Source organism: Roseitalea sp. MMSF_3546, from assembly GCF_030732865.1.
In the GTDB taxonomy this organism is placed as follows: domain Bacteria; phylum Pseudomonadota; class Alphaproteobacteria; order Rhizobiales; family Rhizobiaceae; genus Roseitalea.
On sequence record NZ_JASHKB010000020.1, the window covers coordinates 55,186 to 76,867 of the forward strand.

The window sequence follows — 21,682 nt, forward strand, 5'->3', positions numbered from 1 at the left end:
GATCGGGCAGGGCAGCGCCATGGACACGAGCACCGCCGCCGAGACCGGTCCGCGCCCCTTCGAGGTGACCAACCGCATGGTCTTCGCCATCGCGGTGCCGATGACGCTGGCCTATCTGACGACGCCGCTGCTCGGCATCGTCGATACCGCCGTGGTCGGCCAGTTCGGCGATGCGGCGCTGATCGGCGGGCTCGCCATCGGCGCGATCCTGTTCGACATCGTCTTCACCACCTTCAATTTCCTGCGCATGGGCACGACCGGCTTCGTCGCCCAGGCGGTCGGTCGCGCCGACCAGGCCGAGCAGCAGGCCGTGTTCTGGCGCGCGGTGATCATCGCCGCCATCGCCGGCGCGGTCCTCGTGCCGATCGCGCCGCTGATCGGCGGTCTTGGCCTGTGGTTCATGGCGCCGGGCGAGGATGTGGCCGCGGCGGCGAGCACCTATGTCGCGATCCGCTTTCTGGCCGCTCCCTTCACGCTGATCAACTACGCGATCCTGGGCCTGCTGCTGGGACAGGCGCGGGCCATTGCCGGTCTCGTGCTGCAGACGTTGATCAACGGCATCAACATCGCCCTTTCGATCCTTCTGGGGCTTCATCTAGGCTGGGACGTCGCCGGCGTCGCCTGGGCGACGGTGATCGGCGAGACGAGCGTGGCCATCGGCGCGCTCGTCTGGTTGTGGCGCGGCTTTGACAGGCAGGCCGCGCCCTCGCTCGGGCGCGTCATGGACAAGACGCTGTTCCTGCGCCTGATCGCGGTCAATCGGGACATCATGATACGCTCGTTTGCGCTGCTGGCGGCCTTTGCCATGTTCACGCGCTTTGGCGCGCAGTTCGGCGCGGTCACGCTCGCCGCCAACGCCATCCTGATGAACTTCTTCTTCATCGCCGGCTATTATCTGGATGGCTTCGCCGTCGCCGCCGAGCAACTGGTCGGGCGCGCGGTCGGCGCGCGCTACCGGCCGGCGTTCTGGCGCGCGGTGCGGCTGACCGCCGTCTGGGGCTTCGTGCTCGCCGGCTTCACGACGCTGGTCGTGCTGGTCGCCGGCGCGGTCTTCATCGACATCATGACCACGGCCGGCGATGTGCGCGCCGAGGCGCGAGCCTACCTCGTCTGGGCGGCGGTCACCGCGATTGCCGGCGTGCTCGCCTTCCAGATGGACGGGGTCTATGTCGGCGCGTCCTGGTCGGCCGACATGCGCAACATGATGCTGGTTTCGCTGGCGATCTATCTGGCAAGCGCGTTCGCGCTGATCCCGGTCTTCGGCAACCACGCGCTGTGGTTCTCGCTCAACCTGTTCCTAGGCCTGCGCGGGCTGACGCTCGCCGCCCTCCTGCCGCGCCGCGCGCGAACGATCTTCGGTGCCTGATCAGGCGCCCGGCAGGGGCCGCGCCGCCCACTCCTCGACCTTGCGGTCGCGCAGCGCCGCGATCGACGAAACGCCTTCCCGGTCCAGCCTGTCGGACAGCCCGCCCAGGATGCGCGCGGCAAGCTGCGGGCCCTGATAGATCATGCCCGTATAGAGCTCGACGAGATCGGCACCCGCCTCGATCTTGGCAAGGGCGGCCGCGGCGCTGTCGACCCCGCCCACGCCGATCAGCGTCATCCTGGGGCCGACCCGCTGCCGCGTCCTTGCGAGCATGATCGTCGCGCGCTCGAACAGCGGCCGGCCCGACAGCCCGCCCGCCTGGCCCGGATCACGTGCGAGCCCGGTGCGCGCCAGCGTCGTGTTGGAGACGATCATGCCGTCCATGTCCTTGGCGGCGACCTCGGCGGCGATGTCGTCGAGCGCACCCTCCTCCAGATCGGGCGCGATCTTGACGAAGATCGGCACGCGGCGCCGGCCCTGCGCGATCAGTCCACGGCGCGCCTCCGACAGGCGTTCGAGCAGCGCGGCCAGTTGCGCCCGCCCCTGCAGCGCGCGCAGCCCCGGCGTGTTCGGCGAGGAGATGTTGACGGCGAAATAGCCCGCCAGATCGTAAAATTCAGTCAGCCCGCTGACATAGTCCGCGATACGGTCCTGGCTGTCGGCATTGGCGCCGATATTGACGCCGACAACGCCGCCGGCCGGACGCCTTGAAAGCCGGTCCCTGACGACCGCGTGGCCGGCATTGTTGAACCCCATGCGGTTGATCACGGCATGCGCCTCGGCCAGGCGGAAAACGCGCGGCCGCCGGTTTCCCGCCTGCGGTCGCGGCGTCACCGTGCCGATCTCGGCAAAGCCGAAGCCGATCGCCAGCAGAGCGTGCGGCACCTGGGCGTTCTTGTCGAACCCGGCGGCGACGCCGACAGGGTTGGGAAAGGCCAGTCCCGCCGTCCGGACGGCAAGGCGCGGGTCGGCATCGGCGCGCTGGCCCGGCACGAGGCCCGACTTCAGCGCGGCGATCGCCATGTCATGGGCGGTCTCGGGATCGAAGCGGAAGGTCAGCCAGCGCCCCAGCCGGTCGCGCAGCGCCATGGTCATCGGCGCGCGGGCTCCGGCAGCACATGCACCCCGTCCTCGCCCAGCGGCAGCGGCCGGACCCAGACGACATGGTCCAGTTCGAGCGGCGCATAAAGGTGCGGAAACAGATCGCCCCCGCGCGAGGGCTCGTAGCGAAGCGCCGCGCCGAGCGCGCGCGCATCGACCGCCACCAGCACCAGATCCGCCCGACCGGCGAAGTGCCTGGCGGCGGTTTCGGCCAGTTGCGCGGCGGTGGAAAAATGGATGTAGCCATCGGCGTGATCGACCGGCGCGCCGGCAAACACGCCCCTGGCTTCGGCCTCGGCCCATTGCGCGGCGGTGGCGATCTTGTAGATCAGCGGGTCCATCGGCCCCGTTTACGACGCCGTGCGCAAAGCGCAAGCCCGGCCGGCGCGCTGTCCCCTTGTGCATCGGCCGCCATCACAATTCTCACGCATTGTCGTGTCATCGAACCGTCGAAGGGACAAGTCCCGGGCGCTGCGCGCGCAAGGAGGATCGACCATGTTCAAACCAATTCGCAAGGCCGCCGTTTCGGGCCCGCTCGCGCTGGCGCTGGCCGCCGGCCTGGCGCTGCCCGCTGCGGCGCAGGGCCGCTATGTCATGGAGCCGACCGACAACGGCTATGTGCGCATGGACACGCAGACCGGCGAGATGTCGGTGTGCCGGCTGCGCGGCGAGCAGATGGTGTGCCAGATGGCCGCCGACGACCGCACCGCGCTGATGGAGGCGCTCGAGGAACTGGAGGCGCGCGTCGCCGTGCTCGAGCGGCGGCTCAACGTCACCGCGCCCGATGCGATCGAGCGCGACGGCCTGCCCTCCGAAGAGGAGTTCGAGCGCGGCCTTGGCTACATGGAGGAGTTCATGCGCCGCTTCATGGGCCTTGCCGAGGAGTTCGGCCTCAACCGGCAGCCGTCCGAGCCGTAGCCGGGCGCCCGCCGGCGGCGGGCTCGGCCAGGATCCGTTCGATGATGTCGATCGCGGCGGCGCTCTCGTCGATCGGCATGAGCGCGTGCTGCGTGTCGCCGCGTGCCAGCGCCTGCTGCACCGCCACGGCCTGGTGGGCGAGCCCCGAGCCCAGGGCGGGGCAGCGCAGCCGCTTGCGTCCGTCCATGGAAAGGCGCCGCGCCAGCCTGCCGCGCAGGCCCCGGTCGCTCGGTGCGGTCTGCATCGGCCGTTGCCACACGCTCAGCGCCTGGGCGGCCAGGAACGGCCGGTCGAGGCGCAGCGTGCCCGCTTCGCCAAAGATGGTGAAGCTGTTTTCGCCGGCCTGATCTTCGCGCTCGACGAAGCCGATTTCGACCGAGATCGGCGCATTGCCGCAGGCCAGGGTGAACGTGGCGCTGATGTCCACGCCGTTCGGCGCGGCCAGCCAGGCACTTTCGACGAGCTGCGGCCGTCCCAGCAGATGCGCCGCCACCGAGATCGGATAGACGCCCAGATCGAGGCAGGCCCCGCCGCCCAGCGCCGGGTCGAACAGCCGGTGGCCGGGCTCGAACGGCCGGTGGAAGACCAGGCTCGCCTCGGCGCGCCGCACCGCGCCGATCTCGCCCGCCTCGATCATCGCCCGGGCGCGCTGCACCGCCGGCAGAAAGCGCGTCCACATCGCCTCCATGGCGAAGACGCCGGCCGTTCGGGCCGCGTCGCCGATGGCACGGGCATCGGCGGCATGCATGGTGATCGGCTTTTCGATCAGCACGGACTTGCCGGCGCCGATCGCGGCCATCGCCTGCGCCTTGTGCGCCGGATGGGGCGAGGCGATGTAGACGACGTCGACATCGGGGTCCGCCAGGAAGGCGTCGCCGTCGCCATGGGCGCGGGCGAAGCCGTGGGCATTGGCGAACCGGTGCGCTCGTTCGGCGTCGCGCGAGCAAACCGCCGCCTTGCGCGCGCCGGGCACGTGGTCGAGATCATCGGCGAATTTCGCCGCGATCGTCCCGGTCGCCCAGATGCCCCAATTGGTGCCTTTTTCGTCCATGTCGTCCCCCGTCGGTCGCTTGCGGCGTCAGTGCGGCCGGTTATCGCACGCTTGTCTCAACAAGCGGCAAACGTGCCGCCCCGCAGGTTCGATCCGGCCGCGAGGACGGCCCGCCACAGCGGCGAAAAAAGCCGTCCGGGCACGCTGGACAGGACGATGCGGCGTGCTATAAACCGCGCGATCTGAGCGGCGCGCAAGCGTCCAGTCGGCGAAGGCCACGATGCGACGGACGCATCGCTCCGCCGCCCTCTCGTGCCCGGGTAGCTCAGGGGTAGAGCAGCGGATTGAAAATCCGCGTGTCGGTGGTTCAAATCCGCCCCCGGGCACCACGCGCTTTCGCGCGAAGGGTCCATTCGCGGCGACACGTCATTCCCCGTGAAAGGGCAGGAAGGGCCCGGCTGGCGCCCGATCGGCACGGCCGCGGCGATCCGCCCCGCACTTGATTGGGATCAATGGGCTGGCGGGACCAGGCGCTAGACTGGCTGGCCAAGGCGAGTGTTCACGGGCCGTCGTGCTCAAGGACCGCCGTCGGAGGCAACATGCAAACCGAACCTGAGATCGCCTATCGGGGGATGGAGCCTTCGGGCAATGTCGATCGGCGCGTGCATGAACGCATTGCACGGCTCGAACGGTTTTTCGGACGCATCAACAGTTGCCGCGTGATCGTCGATGCGCCGCATCGTCACCATCGCAAGGGCAATCACTATGCGGTGCGCATCGAGCTTCGCGTGCCGGGCGGCGAGATCTCGGTCGACAACGAGCCCGGCGACGTCAATGCGCACGAGGACGTGCTGGTCGCGATCCGCGATTCGTTCGATGCCGCAGAGCGGCAATTGCGCCGCTGGAAGCAGACCCATGCCGGCCGGCCGCAAGCCCGCGCCGCCCCACTGACGGGCCGAATCGCCGAGATCGACATCGAAAGGGGCTTCGGGCAGATCATGGCCACGGACGGCCGGCTCGTCTACTTCCATCGCAATGCGGTGGTGGACGGTGATTTCGATGCGCTGTCGGAGGGCTCGCCGGTCGAACTGGTCGTCGACCAGGGCGTCGGGGAAGGCGGCCCGCACGCCAGCACCGTCCGTCCGATCAGCGCCCAGGCCTTCACCGGCGGCATCTAGGCGATGGCCGGCCGCCGCTCCACTGCCCAAGCCGTCGAGGTCGCCTTGGGGACGCACGAGCTTGGCGGCTTTCTCGCCGTGCCCGAAGGCGCAACGGGCCTGGTGATCTTCGCCCATGGCAGCGGCAGCAGCCGGTTCAGCCCGCGCAATAGGCAGGTGGCCGAGGGCCTGCAGGCACGCGGGTTTGCCACCCTGCTGTTCGATCTGCTGAGCGAAGCCGAGGCCCGGGATCGGCAAAACGTCTTCGACATCGCGCTTCTGGCCGCGCGCATGGGCGAAGCCATCGACTGGACGCGCGGCGACGACCGCCTTGCCGCGCTGCCCATTGGCCTGTTCGGCGCGAGCACCGGCGCCGCCGCCGCCCTTGTCGCCGCCGCGCACAGCCCCGGGCATGTCGACGCGGTCGTCTCGCGCGGTGGAAGACCCGACATGGCGCAGGCCGCGCTCGCCCTTGTGCGCGCGCCCACGCTTCTGATCGTCGGCGGCAATGACAGCGGCGTGATCGCGCTCAACGAGTCGGCCTACGCCGAACTGACCTGCGAAAAGCAGCTGTCGATCGTCGCGGGCGCCACACACCTGTTCGAGGAGCCGGGAACGCTGGACCAGGTCATCGATCTGGCCGGCAACTGGTTCGCAACGCATCTGGGCAATCGGCCGACACCCCGGCCCGGCCCCTGAGGCACGGCTCGCCACGGGCTTCGATGCGCGGCCGCCATCGCCCGCCCGGGCACTGCAAGGGTTCGCTGGCGGGGCGCTCCCGGAGACAACGACAGGAGGACGTCATGACCCAAACGATACTGGTCGCCACCGACGGATCGGATGGCGCGCGCAGCGCCGTCGCCCTGGCCGGCCGGCTCGCCGGTTGCCTTGACGCGAATCTGACCGTGCTGCACGTTCTGCTGCATGGCAACGCGGCCGAGCAAGCGGGCGAACTCAACGAGGTGGAGCGGATCGTCCCGCACGTCTCGCGCGCGGCCATGCCGCGCCTTGCCAACGTACCGGCCACGATGGGCGAGGTGTTCAGCGCCTCGCAAAGCGCCGAGGAAACGGCGCGCATCGTGACCGTGCTGGGCGAGCGGATCGCCGAGAACGCGGCCCTTTTGGCAAAGCAGTCCGGGGCCGCCAGGGTCGATACGCGCGTCCTCGGCGGCGATTATGCCGGCACGATACTGGACACCGCCGACGATATCGGCGCCGACATGATCGTGGTCGGCAGCCGGGGTCTGGGCCGCCTCAGGCAGCTTCTGGTTGGCAGCGTCTCCCACAAGGTCCAGCAGTACGCAAAGTGCACCGTTGTCACCGTTCGCTGACTGCCGGTTCGTCCCGGCACGCGTCGAACCCGGCACCGGTCCGGTTTTCGCCCGCCGCATTAACCTCGATCAATGACGGCGCGGGCCATTTGGCTTCACGCTGGCGGCAGGACACCATGACCTGGCGTAGTATTTGGCGACGACATGACCGCCGCGCTTGCGGGTCAAGCGAGCGGGACTGCAGGACAGTGGGGCAGCGCGGCAGCCGGGCACGGCGCCCGAGCGCCCAGGCAAAAGGGATAGACCGAGCTTGACCGGCGATCGCATCGGCCACATCGTATCGCTTCAGGGCGGCATTGCGGAAGTGCGCTTTGCCGGACCCGTGCCCGAGATCGGCACCCGGCTGGTGACCTTCTCCGAGCCGTCCATGACGATCGAGGTCTCCAGCCTGAGCGGCGACGATTTGGCGCGCGGGCTGGTTCTCGACCCGACGCCCGAGCTTCGCCTCGGCCTTGCGGTCCGCGACACCGGCGGCCCGCTCGCCGTGCCGGTCGGCGAGGCGCTGCTCGGCCGCATGCTCAACGTGTTCGGCGACACGATCGACGGCAAGGCGCCGCCCGAGGACCTGCCGCGCCGGTCGATCCACGGCCGCAAGGTGCCGCTGGCGCACCGGCGCGTCGAAGGCGAGATGTTCCATACCGGCATCAAGGCGATCGATCTACTCAGCCCGCTCGAACGCGGCGGCAAGGCGGGGCTTTTCGGCGGCGCCGGCGTCGGCAAGACCGTGCTGATCACCGAGATGATCCACAACATGGTCGCCGAATATGAGGGCATCAGCCTTTTCTGCGGCATTGGCGAGCGCTGCCGCGAGGCCGAAGAACTGTATCGCGAGATGGGCGAGGCGGGCGTGCTCGACAGGACCGTGATGGTGTTCGGGCAGATGAACGAGAGCCCCGGGGTTCGCTTCCGGGTGGGCCATGCGGCGTTGACCATGGCCGAATATTTCCGCGACGACCGGCGCCAGAACGTGCTGGTGCTGATCGACAACATCTTCCGCTTCGTGCAGGCCGGCTCGGAGGTGTCGGGCCTTCTGGGCCGCATTCCCTCGCGCGTCGGCTATCAGCCGACGCTGGGCACCGAACTGGCCGACCTCGAAGAGCGCATCTGCTCGACCGACCGCGGCACGATGACCTCGATCCAGGCGGTCTATGTGCCGGCCGACGATTTCACCGACCCGGCCGCCACGCACACCTTCTCCCACCTGTCCGCCTCCATTGTGCTGTCGCGCAAGAAGGCCTCGGAGGGGCTCTACCCGGCGATAGACCCGCTGCGCTCGGCGTCCAAGATCCTGACGCCGGGCGCGGTAAGCGACCGGCACTACCGGCTGGCGCGCGATGTGCGCAACACGCTTGCCGAGTACGAGGACATGAAGGACATCATCGCCATGCTGGGGCTCGAGGAACTGTCGGAGAAGGACCGGGCCACCGTGCGCCGCGCGCGGCGCCTGGAACGGTTTCTGACCCAGCCCTTCTTTTCGACCGAGCAGATGACCGGCCAGGCCGGAAAACTGGTCGACCTCGAGGACACGCTGACGTCCTGCGAACGCATTCTCGCCGACGAGTTCCCCGACCGCGACGAGGGCGCTTTCTACATGATCGGCACCGTCGACGAGTTGGAACGGCAATCGGAGGAAAGCGCCGATGCGCCTTAAGGTCGTCACGCCGAACCGGATCGTGCTGGACGAGCCCGTGCAACGGATCGTGGCCGACGGGCCCGATGGCGCGTTCGGCATGCTGCCCAGGCACATCGATTTCGTCACGCAGCTCGTTCCGGGCATCGTCGTCTACGACAACGGCCGGGAGCACTATGCCGGGATCAACTCGGGAACGCTGGTCAAATGCGGCGAGGACGTTCTGGTGTCGACGCGCAACGCGGTCTTGAGCGACGATCTTGAAACGCTGCGCCGGCGCGTCGATCGCGAGTTCCGCCAGCTCGACGAGGCCGAACGGGCCGCCCGGACCGCGCTGGTGCGCCTTGAGGCGCAGATGGTGCGCCGGCTTCGCGAACTGGACCGGCCGGCATGATGACCGAACCGGAAGACGAAAGGACCGACCGCGGCGAGGCCGCCGAGATCGTCCACAAGGCGCGGCGCAAGCAGAAGGCCCGTCGGCATCAGGAGCAGAGCCCCTGGTACGGACTTGGCATGTTCGGGCTGGTCGGCTGGGCGGTGGCCGTGCCGACCGTGGCCGGCATCGCGCTTGGGCTGTGGCTGGACGCACGGATCGGCGGCCAGACCTCCTGGACGCTGGTCTGCCTGTTCGGCGGGGTCGCGCTGGGATGCCTGAATGCCTGGTTCTGGGTGCAGCGGGAGAGCCGCCATGATTGAAACTGCGCCCGCAATGGCCGATCTGGCCCTGGCGCTGGCGGCCGGAGCCGCCTTTGGCGGGCTGCATTTCGGCTTGCTGTGGCTGTCGGTGAACCGGCTCGCCCATGGCGGCCGCGCCTGGGTGTTCGCCGCCGGCGCGTTGGCGCGGATGGCGCTGGTCGTCGCGGCGCTCGTCTGGTTCCTGGTGATCGCCGATACCGGTCTGGTCGAACTGGGCGTGGCCGCCCTCGGTTTTCTTGCGGTACGGTTGGCGGCGACACGCATTGTCAAACGCGGCCTTCAGGAGCGCTGAACGGTGGATATCAGCCCGGACCAGTGGATCTTGTATGAATGGCGCGGGCTGACGCTCAACGCCACCATCGCCTTCACCTGGGCCGTAATGGCGCTGCTCGTGCTGGGCTCATGGGTCATCACCTCGCGCCTTTCGGAAGGGGAGACCGTTTCGCGCTGGCAAGTGATGCTCGAAGTCATCGTCTCGGGCATTCGCGACCAGATCGCCGATGTCGGCGCCCGGGCGCCCGAGCGCTACCTGCCCTTCATCGGCACGCTGTTCCTGTTCATCGCCACCGCCAACCTCCTGACGATCCTGCCCGGCTACCAGCCGCCGACCGGCTCGCTGTCGACCACCGCAGCGCTCGCCATTTGCGTGCTGATCGCCGTGCCGGTCTTCACCATCGCCCAGCGCGGCCTTGGCGCCTATCTGCGCAACTACATCCAGCCCACGCCGCTGATGCTGCCGTTCAATCTGATCAGCGAGTTCTCGCGGACGCTGGCGCTCGCGATCCGGCTTTACGGCAACGTGATGAGCGGCACGATCATCGTCGGCATCCTCATTTCGGTGGCGCCGTTCTTCTTTCCGGTCATGATGCAACTGCTCGGCTTGCTGACCGGGCTGATCCAGGCCTACATCTTCGCCGTGCTCGCCATGGTCTATATCGCCTCGGCGACCCGGGCACGTCGGCAAGGCGACGATGAGGACCGGGACGGCGCAAGCAGCCACACCAACACGCAGCAAGGGAACTGAGCATGGACGCCGCCACCTGGATCGCCGTCGTGTCGATCATCACCGCCGGGCTGACCATCGCGATCGGCTCGATCGGACCGGCGCTGGCCGAGGGCCGCGCCGCCTCGAACGCGCTGATGGCCATCGCCCAGCAACCCGACGAGGCCAACACGATCACGCGAACCCTGTTCGTCAGCCTGGCCATGATCGAGTCGACGGCGATCTACTGCTTCGTCGTGGCGATGATTCTGATCTTCGCCAATCCGTTCACGACAGCCGCCACACAGGCCGCCGCGGGAGGCTAGCACGTGCAGATCGACTGGCTGACCGTCGCCGCGCAGATCGTCAACTTCCTGATCCTGATCTGGCTGCTGCAGCGCTTTCTCTACAAGCCGATCACCCGCGCCATGGCGCGCCGGGAGGAGCGGATCGAGGAACGGTTGGCCGATGCGCGGGCGGCCCGCAAGGATGCCGAGGACGAGGCCCAGGCCTGGCGCGACCGGCAGCAGGCGCTCGAGGAGCGCAAGGACGAGATCCTGCAGGAGGCGCGCCGCGATGCCGATGCGCTCCGCGACCGGCTGGAAGCCGAAATCCGCCGGCAGATGGAACACCAGCGCGACGTTTTTGCCGAACATCTGAACGACGAGCGGTCCGTCGTCGAACAGGCCCTGCGCAAGCGCATGGCGCGCCACGTCCTAAAGGCCATGCGGCGGATCGTTGCCGACTTCGCGGACACCGAACTTCAGGCCCAGCTCGCATCCCGGTTCGCCCACCGGGTCGAGACCCTCGACGACGGTCAGCGCAAGCGACTTGCCGATGCGGCCGGGCGGACTCACGATCCGGTGCTGGTCGAAACCGGCGTGGAACTGCCCGCGCCGGCGCGCAGCCGGATCACGCGTGCGATCCATGACTCCATCGCCGATGGCATCAAGGTCGATTATCGCACGGTCGAGGACGTGCTCATGGGCATCAGGATCACGATCGGCGATCAGATCGTCGAGTGGTCGGCCGGCGAATATCTCGATCGGGTCGAAACCATCGTGGCCGAGTCGCTGGAACTGGCGAGCCACGGGCCCGACGGCCAGGCGCGGGAGCGGTCGCATGCTTGAGCGGCTGGGCGACGAACTGTTCGACCTGATCGACGGGGCGCTCGCCGACACCGAGCCGACGCTGACGATCGCCGAGGTCGCCCGTGTGCTCAGTGTCGGCAACGGCATTGCCGAAGTCGCCGGCTTCACCGATCTGAAGGCCGACGAGCTGGTCACGTTCGACAGCGGCGAAATCGGCATTGCCTCAAATCTGGGCGAGCATCGCATCGGCGTGATCGTGCTGGGCCAGACGACGCGCATCCGGCCGGGCGAGAAGGTCCGGCGTACGGGCCGCGTGGTCGACGTTCCGGTGGGTGAAGCGTTGCTCGGCCGCATCGTCGATGCCCTCGGCCGGCCGCTCGACGATCGCGGCCGCATCCGTGCCGACGGCCGGCTGCCGGTGGAACGGCCCGCGCCGCCGATCATCCACCGCGCGCCCGTCGACCAGCCCCTGCAGACCGGCATCAAGGCGATCGATGCGGCGATACCCATCGGCCGAGGCCAGCGTGAACTGATCCTTGGCGACCGGCAGACGGGCAAGACCGCCATCGGGGTCGATGCCATCCTCAACCAGCGCGATACCGGCGTGATCTCGGTCTATTGCGCCATCGGCCAGCGCGCCTCGGCCGTGGCGCGCGTGATCGAGGCGCTGCGCGACGGCGGCGCGCTCGAACGGACGATCGTCCTGGTTGCCGGCGGCGATGACGCGCCCGGGCTTCAGTTCGTCGCGCCCTATGCGGCGACCACCATGGCCGAGCACTTCATGGCCGCGGGCCGGGACGTTCTGATCGTCTATGACGACCTGACGCGGCACGCGCGCGCCTATCGCGAGCTTTCGCTCCTGCTGCGCCGGCCGCCGGGCCGCGAGGCCTATCCCGGCGACATCTTCTACATCCATTCGCGGCTTTTGGAGCGGTCCACCCGGCTCAGGGACGAGCGTGGCGGCGGATCGCTGACCGCGCTGCCGATCATCGAGACGCAGGCGCAGAACATCTCCGCCTATATTCCGACCAATCTGATCTCCATCACCGACGGCCAGGTCTATCTCTCGCCCGGCCTTTTCGAGAAGGGCCATCTGCCGGCGATCGATGTGGGAGCATCCGTCAGCCGGGTCGGCGGCAAGGCGCAACTGCCCGCCTACCGTGCCGTGGCCGGCGATCTGCGCCTGTCCTACTCGCAGTTCGAGGAGCTCGAGAGCTTTGCCCGCTTCGGCACGCAGCTCGACGAGGACACCCGGACCAGACTGGCGCGCGGCCGGCGCGTCCGCGCGGTGCTCACGCAGCGCGAGCACGAGCATCTGGACGTTGACGACCAGATCGCCGGGCTGCTGGCCGCAACCGAGGGGCTTTTCGACGATGTGCCCGTCGATCGGATCGCCGAAGCCGAGGCGGAGGCCAGGCGGGCAGCCAAACGGCAATGCGCACAGATCTGCGAGACGATCGCGCAGGGGTCCGATCTTGAGCGCAGCGATCGCAGGGCGCTGATCGAGGCGATGGACGCGGCGGTCGACGGCATGCGGTCGGCCCGCAAGAACGGCAAGGACGATGGAAACGCTTGAAGCGCTGGCCGCCCGGCTGGAGACGACCGAGGACATCCAGTCGATCGTGCGCACGATGAAGTCGCTGTCATCGGCGTCGATCCGCCAATACGAGCACGCCGTCGAGGCGATGGTCAGCTATGAGCGAGCGGTCGAACTCGGCCTGCAGGCGGTGCTGCGCCAGCGCCGCATCGAGGGCGAACGGGCGCCCGCCGGGCAGGAGAGGCGCCATGGGCATCGGCGCGCCATGATCGTGATCGGCTCCGATCGCGGCCTGTGCGGGCGGTTCAACGACCGCATTGCGAACTTTGCGCGGCAGACCATCGACGAAGACGCCAGGGGCGATACGACCCCGCGTGTCTTTCTTTGCGTCATCGGCCTGCGGGCCGCGGCGAGGCTGGAGGCAGCCGGCCATCGCGCCGACCGGATCTTCACGCTGCCCGGTTCGGTGGCCGGTCTGGCGGGGATGGTTCAGACGGTGGCCATCGAGGTGGACCGATGGTCCAGCAGGGAGGGCGTGACCAGAGTCGATGTGGTCTACAACCGTCGCAACCGCCAGGCGCTGGCCGAACCGGTGCGGCGCGCCTTGTTGCCGGTGCCGCGCAGCTATCTCGAACAGCTTTCCCGGCGACCCTGGCCGTCGCGGGCGCTGCCCCTGTTCCGGATGCACGGCGCGCAACTGTTCGACTGGCTGATCGGCCAGCACCTGTTCGTGGTCCTTTACCGCTCGCTCGCCGAGTCGCTGGCCAGCGAGCATGCCTCGCGCCTGGCGGCCATGCAGAGCGCCGAGCGGAACATAAAGGAGCGCCACGAAGACCTGCAATCGCAGTTCCGCAAGAAGCGCCAGGAGACGATCACGCGCGAACTGCTTGACGTCGTCGCCGGCTTCGAGTCGGCGCAATCGGGTCGGATCGTGCCGTAGGGTCAGGACCCTGGCGCGCTCCGCGATGCGATCGATCCGTGCTGTGCCGTCACCGCAAGCCCGAGCGGACGGAGTTGACAACCGTCAGCGGGCATTTGCTCCGCTCGCAGGCCGTGGCCGTTCCGGGCTCGCCGTCGATGCGGGCGCTCAGCCGGCCTTGCCGAGATAGGCGACGGCCAGCGCCGGCGTTGCGATCTGCGGATAGTCGCTTTCGGGAATGTCGACGCCGAAGCGCGCGTGCAGCGCGGTGACCAGATTGAGCACGTCCATGGAATCGAGCTCCAGATCGTCCTGCAGGTGATCGTCGTCGGCAACGGTCTCGGGGTCGATGTCGGGGGCGACCCTGGTCAGCTCTTCAAGGTAGGCCGCGCGGATTTCCTGCGGTGTCATAGCGCCTCCGGAGATTGCATCAGATCATCGAACGCGGCCAGGAACTTCGCCGCCTGCCGGCCGTCGCAGACCCGGTGGTCGACCGACAGGACGACCGTGACCGTCTCGCGCGGCACCACCCGGTCATCGACGACCCAGGGCCGGCGCTGCGGCGCGCCGATGCCCACCAGGGCAACCTGCGGCGGAAAGATCACGCCGGTCATCGCCTCGGCGCCGGTTTCGCCCAGCGCCGATATCGTGATCGTACCCTTGGTCATTTCCGAGCCGCGCAAGCGGCCGGCCCGGGCGCGGCTGACCAGATCGCGCATGTCCGCCATGATCGCATCGAGCCCCTTGTCCTGGGCGTCGAACAGGGCCGGCGCGACCAGGCCGCCGCCGCGCAACGCAACGGCCACGCCGGCATGCACGGGCGCGGAATGCGCAAAACCGTTCTCGGTGAAATGGCCGTTGACGGTCGGCACCTGCGCGGCGGCGAGCGCGCCGGCCCGCACGAACAGCGCGCCCATCAGGAGCCGGTCTGCCGGTTCGCGCCCGGCATTGGTGGCCTCCAGCCACGCGGTCGCGGGCTGAAGGTCGATCGTCTGGCTGACATAGAAATGCGGGATCTCGCGCTTGGACCGGCTCATGGCGGCGGCGATCGCCTTGCGCATTTCCGCCATGGGCGACGGCTTTTGCGCCGCTGCCGGCGTGGGCTTTTCGGCCTCGGCGGGTTCCTGCGCGGGCCTGGCGGTGCCGGCCCGTTCGACGTCGTCGAGCAGGATCGCGCCGCCCGGTCCGGAGCCTGTGAGGTTCTCGAGTTTCACGCCCAGTTCGCCCGCCCGCTTGCGCGCGGCCGGTGAGGCCGCCACGCCGCCCGGCGGTGGCGCTGCCGGCGCCCTCGGGGGCCTTGCCACGACCGGTTCGGCTGGCGCCGCTGCGGGCTTTGGTTCCGGCGCGGTGGCAGACGCCGCGGCGGCGGCCGGCTCGCCCCCCTCGTCCTCGGCTTTCTCGGGCGCCGCCTCGCCCTCGGCGAGGATCACCGCGAGCGGCGCGCCGACCGGCAGCTTCTGGCCAAGGTCGGCGGTCAGCTCGCGCACCGTGCCGGCCTCGAACGTCTCGATCTCGATGGCGCCCTTTTGCGTTTCGACCACGGCGACCACATCGCCGCGCCTGACCTGGTCGCCCGGCTTGATCATCCATTCGACGAGCGTGCCGGCCTCCATGTCGGCGCCCAGCGAGGGCATGGCGAACACGCCCATCTCAGCGCCCCAGCACGGCTTTGGCGCCGGCGACGATCGACGGCACCTGCGGGATCGCCGCATCCTCGAGGTGCTTGGGATAGGGGATCGGCACCTCGGCCGAACAGACCCGGCCGACCGGCGCGTCCAGATGCCAGAAGCCCTGCTCCATGATCCGCGCCGAGATCTCGGCGGCGAGCGAGCCGGTGCGCCAGCCCTCGTCGACGATCAGCGCCCGGCGCGTCCTGGCGAGCGAAGCGATGATGGTCTCGTCATCGAGAGGACGCAGCGAGCGCAGATCGACCACTTCGGCCTCGATGCCCTCGCCGGCGAGCTGGTCGGCCGCCTCCATCGCCTTGTGAAGCGAACCGCCATAGGTGATGATCGAGATGGCATCGCCCTTGCGCCGCACCCTGGCGCTCGAGATGTCGACCGGCCCGGCGTTGGTGTCGATCTGCTCCTCGCGATTGTACAGCATGACGTTTTCGAAGATCAGGACCGGATCGGGGTCCTCGAGGGCGGTCCAGAGCATGCCGCGCGCGTCCTCCACCGTGCCGGGCGCGAGGACCTTCAGCCCCGGAATGTGCGCGTACCAGCCCTCGAGCGAATGCGAATGCTGGGCGGCGAGTTGCTTGCCCGCCCCGGTCGCCATGCGGATGACCAGCGGCACGCCGAACTGGCCGCCCGACATGTGCCGCATGGTGGCCGCCGTGTTGAGGATCTGATCGAGCGCCAGCAGGCTGAAATTGACGGTCATCAGTTCGACGATGGGGCGCATGCCGGCCGCCGCCGCGCCGATCCCCGCGCCGGTGAAGCCCGATTCCGAAAGCGGCGTATCGCGGATGCGCTCTTCGCCGAATTCGACCATCAGGCCCTTGGAGACCGCGTAGCATCCGCCATAGGCGCCGACATCCTCGCCCATCAGGAAGACCCGTTCGTCGCGGATCATCGCGTCCATGATCGCCTGCCGGACCGCCTCCCGATAGGTCATGGCGACCGTTTCGCCCGATGGCGCGACCGGGGCGGGCGGCGCGGGCTGCTCGCCCAGAACGTGCGTCTCGAGATCGGCGACCGGCTCCCAGGTGCCGTTTTCGGCAAATGTCACCGCCTCGGCGATCTCGGCATCGACGCGCTGCTCGATCTGCCCGATCTCCGCTTCGTCGACGAGGTGGTTGGCCTGCAGCCAGGTCTGGAAGCGCACGATCGGACCCTTCGGGCGCCAAGCCTCGATCTCTTCCTTCTGCCGGTAGAGCTGGGCATCGAACATGGAGTGGGCGCGGAAGCGATATGTCCGGCACTCCAGGAACACCGGCGCGCCGGTCTCCCGGATGCGCGCGATGGCCCGCCGTGCCGCCGCCTCGACGGCGACCACATCCATGCCGTCGACCACTTCGGCCTCGATGCCGTAGGCGGCGGCCTTCGCGTGGATGTCGGTCTCGGCCTCGGTTCGCGCGAGCGCCGAGCCCATCGCATAGCCATTGTTCTCGCACACGAACAGGACCGGCAGGTTCCAGAGCTTGGCAAGATTCAGCGTCTCGTGGAATTCGCCCTCGGCCACCGCGCCCTCGCCGAAAAAGCAGGCGGTGACGTTGGAGGTGCCCTGCATCCGGTCGGCCAGCGCCAGACCGCCGGCGAGCGGCAGCCCGCCGCCGACGATGGCATTGCCGCCATAGAAATTGGTGGCCCTGTCGAACAGGTGCATCGAGCCGCCGCGCCCGCCCGAACAGCCCTCGGCCTTGCCGTACATCTCCGCCATGACCGTGGTCATCGGCACGCCCCGGACCAGCGCATGGCCGTGCTCCCGGTAGGTGGCGACGATCCGATCCTCGGGCTTGAGCACCGGAATGATGCCGGTCGCGATCGCTTCCTCGCCGTCGTAAAGGTGCAGGAAGCCGCGAATCTTCTGTTGCGTGTACAGTTCGGCGCACTTGTCCTCGAAGCGGCGGATGCGGATCATGCTCTCGAGCAGCGAGAGCATGTGCGCATGGTCAAGGCGCGGCTTGTCGATGACGCTCATGTCTCGTCGGTCTCCAGTGTCGAGATGTCGCCCTCGGGCAGGCCCAGTTCGCGCGCCTTCAGGAGCCGCCGCATGATCTTGCCCGAGCGGGTCTTGGGCAGCGTGTTGCGGAAGACGATCGCGCGCGGGGCGACGGCCGGCCCGAGCGTCTTGCGGGCATGGCCGCGGATTTCGCGCTCGAGATCCTCGGACGCCTCAAAGCCCGGATTGAGCGTGACATAGGCCTTGACCACCTCGCCGGCGGTCTCGTCGGGAACGCCGATCACGCCGGCCTCGGCGACCGCATCGTGCTCGATCAGCGCGCTTTCCACCTCGAACGGGCCGATCAGATGGCCGGACGACTTGATCAGATCGTCGGCGCGGCCGACGAACCAGAAATAGCCGTCCTTGTCGGCCATGGCGAGATCGCCCGAAAAGTACCAGCCGCCGGCGAACGCCTTGTCGTAACGGGCCTGCTCGTGCAGGTAGGCACGCATCATGGAGGGCCAGCCGGGGCGCAGCGCCAATTCGCCGATCTCGCCGGGGGCGCATGGCCGCACCGCGCCGTCCTCGCGGTCGATGATGGCCGCCTCGATGCCCGGCAGCGGCTTGCCCATCGAGCCGGGGCGGATGTCCATGGCGCGGGTGTTGGCGATCATGATGCCGCCGGTCTCGGTCTGCCACCAATTGTCGTGGAAGGGCTTGCCGAAGACCTGGTTGCTCCAGGTGACGGCTTCGGGATTGAGCGGCTCGCCGACGCTGGCGAGGAACTGCAGCGAGGAGAAGTCGTAGGGCTCGGCCGCCTCGGCGCCGGCGCGCATCATCATGCGGATCGCGGTCGGCGCCGAATACCAGATCTCGACCTTCTCGCGCTCAATCGTCTCGTACCAGCGCTCGAGATCGAACTCGGCCTCGTCGACGATCATGGTCACCCGATGCACGAACGGCGCGATGATGCCGTAGGAGGTGCCGGTCACCCAGCCCGGATCGGCCGTGCACCAGTAGACCGCGCCGGGCTTGAGTTCGAGCGCGCAGCGGCCCGAATGGGCGTGATAGACGACCGCCTGATGGACATGCACCGCGCCCTTGGGCTTGCCGGTCGTCCCCGACGTGAAGTGGATGAGCGCGGTGTCCTCGGGCCGCGTGTGCACGACCTCGAACGCGTCCGAGGCCGCATCCAGGGCCGGACCGAGCGCGACGCACCCTTCCGGCGCTTCGTCCGCGTCGGCGATCAGCACCAGTATCAGCGAGGGAATTTCGTCGCGCCAGGCGGCGATCTTGCGCCTGTAGAGCGAAGCGGTCGTCAGAAGCACATTGGCTTCGCCGATTTCCATGCGCGTGCGGATCGGTTCGGGCCCGAACGCCGAAAACAGCGGCGTGAACACCATGCCGGCCTTCAGCGTGCCGATCGCCGCGGCATAGAGTTCGGGCACCCGGCCCATCAGCGCGAACAGGCTGTCGCCCGGTTCAAGCCCGTGCTCCCTGAGCACATTGGCAAAGCGCGACGACAGCGCCGCCATGTCCGCATAGGTCAGCGCGCGCCGGCTGTCGTCCTTGCCGATCCAGCGCATGGCGACCGCATCGCCATGGCCGTGGACAACGTGCCGGTCGATGGCCTCATAGCCGATGTTCAGCGCCCCGTCCGGCAGGCCGTCGAGCAGTGCTCGTGCGTCGTCCCATGAAAAGGTTGCCCGTGCCGCGTCCGGATCGGGCAGTGTCGCATCCGCCCGGTCAGCGGCGCTCTTTGCGATCGTGCTTTCCATGCGGCAGTCCTCCCTGCGACATGGCATTCAGGTTACGTCGATGGCGACCGCGCAACATGACCTATGTCAACCGATGCGCGCGGCGCAGCTCTACTCCTTGACATAGGGCTTGCCGTCCGCGGCAGGCGGACGCGACCGGCCGACAATGCCTGCGACGACGATGATCGTGGCGATGTAGGGCGCCATGGCCAGGAATTCGGACGGGATCGGCGTTTGCAGCAGAGCGAGCTTTTGCTGCATGGCATCGGCGAAGCCGAAGACGAGCGCCGCCATCAGCGCGCCGACAGGATGCCAGCGACCGAAGATCATGGCGGCCAGACCGATGAAGCCGCGCCCGCCGGTCATGTTCTCGTCGAACCGGCCGACCGAGCCGAGCGTGAACCACGCGCCGCCGAAACCGGCCACCATGCCGGCCAGGGTCACGTTGACATAGCGCGTGCGGTAGACATTGATGCCCAGCGTGTCGGCGGCGCGCGGGTATTCGCCGACCGAACGCGCGCGCAGGCCGGCGCGCGTGTAGAACAGATAATAGGTCGCGACGATGACGAGCACGATCGCGCCGTAAACGAAGATGTTCTGGTTGAACAGCATCGGGCCGATGACGGGAATGTCGCCCAGGATCGGGACCTTGTAGGCGCGGAACACCGGCGCGTTGTTCAGGAATCGGTATTCGGCGAAGACCTGGCTGGAAACGTAGGAGGTCAGCCCCAGCACGAACAGGTTGATGACCACGCCGGCGATGATCTGGTCCATGCGGTAGGTGACGACCAGCGCGGCGAGAATGAAGCCGAACAGCCCGCCGATCGCGACAGCCGCGACCAGCCCGCCGAAGCCGCCCAGCATCGAGCCGGCCAGCGCACCCGTGAACGCACCGGCCAGCAGCATGCCTTCGATGGCGATGTTGATGACGCCGACGCGCTCGGACAGCACGCCCGCAAGCCCGCCCAGCGCGATCGGCACGGCGCGCACCATGGTCGCCTGCAGCATGCCGGTCAGCGAAAAGGACTTGCCGGCGGTGGCCCAGACCAGGAAGGCCGCCACCACCAGGGCGAGCCCGATGCCCAGAAACAGCGTCGCCCAGCGTCCGCCGCCGCGCAGGAACAGGCGGGCGCCCAGAAAGGCGAGCGCGGCCGCCGCGATATAGTTGAACGGGGCCGCCGGCACGACCAGATTGGGCAGGGCCCACACATCGGTCGGCCGCGACAGGCGGAAGGTCGCCTCGCCCGGCACGCCGTAGCTGAACACGCCGGCAACGAACAGCGCCAGCGCGATCAGCACGAAGCCGGTAATGCGGGCGCGCAGGCTGCCCTGCGCGTCGGGTCGCTGAACGGTTGCGTCGGTTGCCACCGCCATGAGCTACTCCTTGCGCCCGGCTTCGGCCCGGCGGAAGCCCCAGGGGAAGATCGCCCGCACCAGAAGCGGGGCGGCGATGAACACGATGATCAGCGCCTGGATGATGCCGATCAGGTCGACCGACACGCCGGCATCGACCTGCATCTGGCGCCCGCCGGCCTCGAGCGCGCCGAACAGCAGCCCGGCGAACAGCACGCCGACCGGATGCGATCGGCCCAGCAGCGCCACCGAGATCGCGTCGAACCCGATGCCCGCCGAAAAGCCCGGCGTCGCCCTGTCGAGCACGCCGAGCACCTGGTTGGCGCCGGCCAGCCCGGCAAAGGTACCGGCCGCGGCCATGGAGGCGACGATGATCAGCGAGGCGCGCATGCCGGCATAAAGCGCCGCATCGGGGTTCTTGCCGCTGGCGCGGAACTCGAAGCCGACCTTGGTGCGGAACAGGAGCCAGTGCACGAAGATCACCGCGGCGATCACCAGGATCAGGCCGGCATGGATGCGCAGGTTCGGGTCCAGCCATCCCAGAAGCTGCGGCAGTTCAGCGCTGTCGAGCACCGACTTGGAAACGGGGTCGGCGCGACCTTCGCGCTGAATGAAGGGCTGGCTGAGCGCATAGTCGAGAATGCGGTAGGAGATCAGGTTGAGCATGATGGTCGAGATGACCTCATGGGCGCCCGTATAGGCGCGCAGCACGCCGGCGATCGATGCATAGAGCGCCCCGGCGACCGCGCCGGCGACAAGTGCCAGCGGCAGGTGAAGGGCGAATGGCAGCCCTGCGAACGAAAAGCCGACCATGACGGCGGCGAGCCCGCCAATGACGATCTGGCCTTCCGCGCCGATGTTGAACAGCCCTGTCCGGAAGCCGATGGCGAGCCCCAGCCCGGCGAGCACCAGCGGCGCGGCCGCGGTCAGCGTCTCCGACAGCGCGTTGATCGAGCCGACCGAGCCTTCGACCAGCGCGACATAGGATCGCCCGATGGTCGGCAGGTCCACGGCGGTCGCCAGCATGATCAGGGCGCCCACGGCAAGGGCGACGATCACCGCGAAGATCGGCACGATGACCAGATCCTCGAACTCGGCGCGGGCGGGCGCGGCGCGTTCGAGCAATCGGCGCGACAGCGCGTCGGGCGCGGCCTGGTCGGTCATGCGGCCTTACCTTTCAAGAGCGCATTAGCGCCTGCTTTTCCGGAGCTTTGCTTGATGCGATGATCGCGGATCGGCAGGGG

General features: G+C 68.5%; 23 protein-coding genes and 1 tRNA gene. 15 read left to right on the forward strand and 9 right to left on the reverse strand.

From position 1 onward, the window contains the following. Window positions 1-19: 19 nt before the first annotated feature. Window positions 20-1,366 carry an MATE family efflux transporter gene (locus RBB34_RS14920; protein ID WP_306120029.1) on the forward strand — a complete coding sequence of 449 codons (1,347 nt, stop codon included), beginning with the start codon at window positions 20-22 and terminating at the stop codon, window positions 1,364-1,366. Here the strand turns inward: RBB34_RS14920 and RBB34_RS14925 are convergent, their stop codons facing one another. Together RBB34_RS14925 and RBB34_RS14930 are read right to left on the reverse strand one after the other, a co-directional pair. After that, window positions 1,367-2,455 carry a quinone-dependent dihydroorotate dehydrogenase gene (locus tag RBB34_RS14925; protein WP_306120053.1) on the reverse strand — a complete coding sequence of 363 codons (1,089 nt, stop codon included), beginning with the start codon at window positions 2,453-2,455 and terminating at the stop codon, window positions 1,367-1,369. A 2-nt stretch (window positions 2,456-2,457) separates the two neighbouring features. After that, a complete protein-coding gene (locus RBB34_RS14930; protein WP_306120030.1) occupies window positions 2,458-2,808 on the reverse strand; it encodes a DUF952 domain-containing protein in 351 nt (116 codons plus the stop codon). A 154-nt stretch (window positions 2,809-2,962) separates the two neighbouring features. Here RBB34_RS14930 and RBB34_RS14935 point away from each other — a divergent pair, with 154 nt between their 5' ends. Further along, window positions 2,963-3,385 (forward strand): hypothetical protein, encoded by a 423-nt coding sequence (locus tag RBB34_RS14935; RefSeq protein WP_306120031.1) that lies wholly within the window; start codon window positions 2,963-2,965, stop codon window positions 3,383-3,385. Here RBB34_RS14935 and RBB34_RS14940 read toward each other — a convergent pair. After that, window positions 3,360-4,436, reverse strand: coding sequence for a Gfo/Idh/MocA family oxidoreductase (locus RBB34_RS14940; protein ID WP_306120032.1), 1,077 nt, complete (start codon window positions 4,434-4,436; stop codon window positions 3,360-3,362). The genes RBB34_RS14935 and RBB34_RS14940 overlap by 26 nt on opposite strands. Window positions 4,437-4,690: 254 nt before the next feature. On the opposite strand from RBB34_RS14940, the gene RBB34_RS14945 reads away from it, so the two are divergent. From RBB34_RS14945 to RBB34_RS15005, 13 genes are all read left to right on the forward strand, one after another. Then, window positions 4,691-4,765 (forward strand) — tRNA-Phe (locus RBB34_RS14945). A gap of 210 nt (window positions 4,766-4,975) precedes the next feature. Continuing rightward, the gene (locus RBB34_RS14950; protein ID WP_306120033.1) at window positions 4,976-5,554 is read left to right on the forward strand and encodes an HPF/RaiA family ribosome-associated protein; all 579 of its coding nucleotides are present in this window, start codon (window positions 4,976-4,978) and stop codon (window positions 5,552-5,554) included. A 45-nt stretch (window positions 5,555-5,599) separates the two neighbouring features. After that, window positions 5,600-6,232 (forward strand): alpha/beta family hydrolase, encoded by a 633-nt coding sequence (locus RBB34_RS14955; protein WP_346432545.1) that lies wholly within the window; start codon window positions 5,600-5,602, stop codon window positions 6,230-6,232. 104 nt (window positions 6,233-6,336) lie between these two features. After that, the gene (locus RBB34_RS14960) at window positions 6,337-6,864 is read left to right on the forward strand and encodes a universal stress protein (RefSeq protein ID WP_306120035.1); all 528 of its coding nucleotides are present in this window, start codon (window positions 6,337-6,339) and stop codon (window positions 6,862-6,864) included. Between the two features lie 250 nt (window positions 6,865-7,114). Beyond that, complete coding sequence (gene atpD, locus RBB34_RS14965) at window positions 7,115-8,515, forward strand: F0F1 ATP synthase subunit beta (protein WP_306120036.1); 1,401 nt, start codon at window positions 7,115-7,117, stop codon at window positions 8,513-8,515. Further along, the gene (locus RBB34_RS14970; RefSeq protein ID WP_306120037.1) at window positions 8,505-8,888 is read left to right on the forward strand and encodes a F0F1 ATP synthase subunit epsilon; all 384 of its coding nucleotides are present in this window, start codon (window positions 8,505-8,507) and stop codon (window positions 8,886-8,888) included. The genes atpD and RBB34_RS14970 overlap by 11 nt, the downstream gene beginning before the upstream one ends. Continuing rightward, a complete protein-coding gene (locus tag RBB34_RS14975) occupies window positions 8,885-9,190 on the forward strand; it encodes an AtpZ/AtpI family protein (protein ID WP_306120038.1) in 306 nt (101 codons plus the stop codon). Before RBB34_RS14970 ends, RBB34_RS14975 begins: the two co-directional genes overlap by 4 nt. Continuing rightward, window positions 9,183-9,482 (forward strand): ATP synthase subunit I, encoded by a 300-nt coding sequence (locus tag RBB34_RS14980; RefSeq protein ID WP_306120039.1) that lies wholly within the window; start codon window positions 9,183-9,185, stop codon window positions 9,480-9,482. Before RBB34_RS14975 ends, RBB34_RS14980 begins: the two co-directional genes overlap by 8 nt. A 3-nt stretch (window positions 9,483-9,485) precedes the next feature. Then, window positions 9,486-10,214: a F0F1 ATP synthase subunit A gene (locus tag RBB34_RS14985; RefSeq protein WP_306120040.1), complete on the forward strand. Its 729-nt coding sequence runs from the start codon at window positions 9,486-9,488 to the stop codon at window positions 10,212-10,214. A gap of 2 nt (window positions 10,215-10,216) precedes the next feature. Further along, on the forward strand, window positions 10,217-10,498 hold the full coding sequence (locus tag RBB34_RS14990) for a F0F1 ATP synthase subunit C (protein ID WP_306120041.1): 282 nt from the start codon (window positions 10,217-10,219) through the stop codon (window positions 10,496-10,498). A 3-nt stretch (window positions 10,499-10,501) separates the two neighbouring features. Next, window positions 10,502-11,302, forward strand: coding sequence for a hypothetical protein (locus RBB34_RS14995; RefSeq protein WP_306120042.1), 801 nt, complete (start codon window positions 10,502-10,504; stop codon window positions 11,300-11,302). Next, complete coding sequence (locus tag RBB34_RS15000) at window positions 11,295-12,839, forward strand: alternate F1F0 ATPase, F1 subunit alpha (protein WP_306120043.1); 1,545 nt, start codon at window positions 11,295-11,297, stop codon at window positions 12,837-12,839. Before RBB34_RS14995 ends, RBB34_RS15000 begins: the two co-directional genes overlap by 8 nt. Further along, window positions 12,826-13,740: a F0F1 ATP synthase subunit gamma gene (locus tag RBB34_RS15005; protein ID WP_306120044.1), complete on the forward strand. Its 915-nt coding sequence runs from the start codon at window positions 12,826-12,828 to the stop codon at window positions 13,738-13,740. The genes RBB34_RS15000 and RBB34_RS15005 overlap by 14 nt, the downstream gene beginning before the upstream one ends. Before the next feature lie 147 nt (window positions 13,741-13,887). Here the strand turns inward: RBB34_RS15005 and RBB34_RS15010 are convergent, their stop codons facing one another. The 6 genes from RBB34_RS15010 to RBB34_RS15035 all read right to left on the reverse strand — a co-directional run bounded on the left by RBB34_RS15010 (window position 13,888) and on the right by RBB34_RS15035 (window position 21,602). After that, window positions 13,888-14,130: an acyl carrier protein gene (locus RBB34_RS15010; RefSeq protein WP_306120045.1), complete on the reverse strand. Its 243-nt coding sequence runs from the start codon at window positions 14,128-14,130 to the stop codon at window positions 13,888-13,890. Then, complete coding sequence (locus RBB34_RS15015) at window positions 14,127-15,353, reverse strand: dihydrolipoamide acetyltransferase family protein (RefSeq protein ID WP_306120054.1); 1,227 nt, start codon at window positions 15,351-15,353, stop codon at window positions 14,127-14,129. Before RBB34_RS15015 ends, RBB34_RS15010 begins: the two co-directional genes overlap by 4 nt. A gap of 16 nt (window positions 15,354-15,369) precedes the next feature. Continuing rightward, complete coding sequence (gene pdhA, locus RBB34_RS15020; protein WP_306120046.1) at window positions 15,370-17,364, reverse strand: pyruvate dehydrogenase (acetyl-transferring) E1 component subunit alpha; 1,995 nt, start codon at window positions 17,362-17,364, stop codon at window positions 15,370-15,372. Further along, entirely contained in the window at window positions 17,361-19,106 is a 1,746-nt protein-coding gene (gene acsA / locus RBB34_RS15025) for an acetate--CoA ligase (protein WP_306120047.1), read from the reverse strand. The genes pdhA and acsA overlap by 4 nt, the downstream gene beginning before the upstream one ends. A 90-nt stretch (window positions 19,107-19,196) precedes the next feature. Beyond that, window positions 19,197-20,459 (reverse strand): ABC transporter permease, encoded by a 1,263-nt coding sequence (locus RBB34_RS15030; protein ID WP_306120048.1) that lies wholly within the window; start codon window positions 20,457-20,459, stop codon window positions 19,197-19,199. 3 nt (window positions 20,460-20,462) lie between these two features. Next, window positions 20,463-21,602 (reverse strand): ABC transporter permease, encoded by a 1,140-nt coding sequence (locus RBB34_RS15035; RefSeq protein ID WP_306120049.1) that lies wholly within the window; start codon window positions 21,600-21,602, stop codon window positions 20,463-20,465. Between the last annotated feature and the right edge of the window lie 80 nt (window positions 21,603-21,682).

Excerpts from the sequence above, each read along its gene's own strand:
- RBB34_RS14920 (WP_306120029.1), top strand. The coding sequence starts at position 20 with ATGGACACGAGCACCGCCGCCGAGACCGGTCCGCGCCCCTTCGAGGTG.
- RBB34_RS14975 (WP_306120038.1), top strand. The coding sequence starts at position 8,885 with ATGATGACCGAACCGGAAGACGAAAGGACCGACCGCGGCGAGGCCGCC.
- RBB34_RS14930 (WP_306120030.1), bottom strand. The coding sequence starts at position 2,808 with ATGGACCCGCTGATCTACAAGATCGCCACCGCCGCGCAATGGGCCGAG.
- RBB34_RS14950 (WP_306120033.1), top strand. The coding sequence starts at position 4,976 with ATGCAAACCGAACCTGAGATCGCCTATCGGGGGATGGAGCCTTCGGGC.
- RBB34_RS15000 (WP_306120043.1), top strand. The coding sequence starts at position 11,295 with ATGCTTGAGCGGCTGGGCGACGAACTGTTCGACCTGATCGACGGGGCG.
- RBB34_RS14940 (WP_306120032.1), bottom strand. The coding sequence starts at position 4,436 with ATGGACGAAAAAGGCACCAATTGGGGCATCTGGGCGACCGGGACGATC.
- RBB34_RS14990 (WP_306120041.1), top strand. The coding sequence starts at position 10,217 with ATGGACGCCGCCACCTGGATCGCCGTCGTGTCGATCATCACCGCCGGG.
- RBB34_RS15015 (WP_306120054.1), bottom strand. The coding sequence starts at position 15,353 with ATGCCCTCGCTGGGCGCCGACATGGAGGCCGGCACGCTCGTCGAATGG.
- RBB34_RS15005 (WP_306120044.1), top strand. The coding sequence starts at position 12,826 with ATGGAAACGCTTGAAGCGCTGGCCGCCCGGCTGGAGACGACCGAGGAC.
- RBB34_RS15035 (WP_306120049.1), bottom strand. The coding sequence starts at position 21,602 with ATGACCGACCAGGCCGCGCCCGACGCGCTGTCGCGCCGATTGCTCGAA.
- RBB34_RS14960 (WP_306120035.1), top strand. The coding sequence starts at position 6,337 with ATGACCCAAACGATACTGGTCGCCACCGACGGATCGGATGGCGCGCGC.
- RBB34_RS15010 (WP_306120045.1), bottom strand. The coding sequence starts at position 14,130 with ATGACACCGCAGGAAATCCGCGCGGCCTACCTTGAAGAGCTGACCAGG.
- RBB34_RS14980 (WP_306120039.1), top strand. The coding sequence starts at position 9,183 with ATGATTGAAACTGCGCCCGCAATGGCCGATCTGGCCCTGGCGCTGGCG.
- RBB34_RS14935 (WP_306120031.1), top strand. The coding sequence starts at position 2,963 with ATGTTCAAACCAATTCGCAAGGCCGCCGTTTCGGGCCCGCTCGCGCTG.
- pdhA (WP_306120046.1), bottom strand. The coding sequence starts at position 17,364 with ATGAGCGTCATCGACAAGCCGCGCCTTGACCATGCGCACATGCTCTCG.
- RBB34_RS14970 (WP_306120037.1), top strand. The coding sequence starts at position 8,505 with ATGCGCCTTAAGGTCGTCACGCCGAACCGGATCGTGCTGGACGAGCCC.
- acsA (WP_306120047.1), bottom strand. The coding sequence starts at position 19,106 with ATGGAAAGCACGATCGCAAAGAGCGCCGCTGACCGGGCGGATGCGACA.
- RBB34_RS14925 (WP_306120053.1), bottom strand. The coding sequence starts at position 2,455 with ATGGCGCTGCGCGACCGGCTGGGGCGCTGGCTGACCTTCCGCTTCGAT.
- RBB34_RS15030 (WP_306120048.1), bottom strand. The coding sequence starts at position 20,459 with ATGGCGGTGGCAACCGACGCAACCGTTCAGCGACCCGACGCGCAGGGC.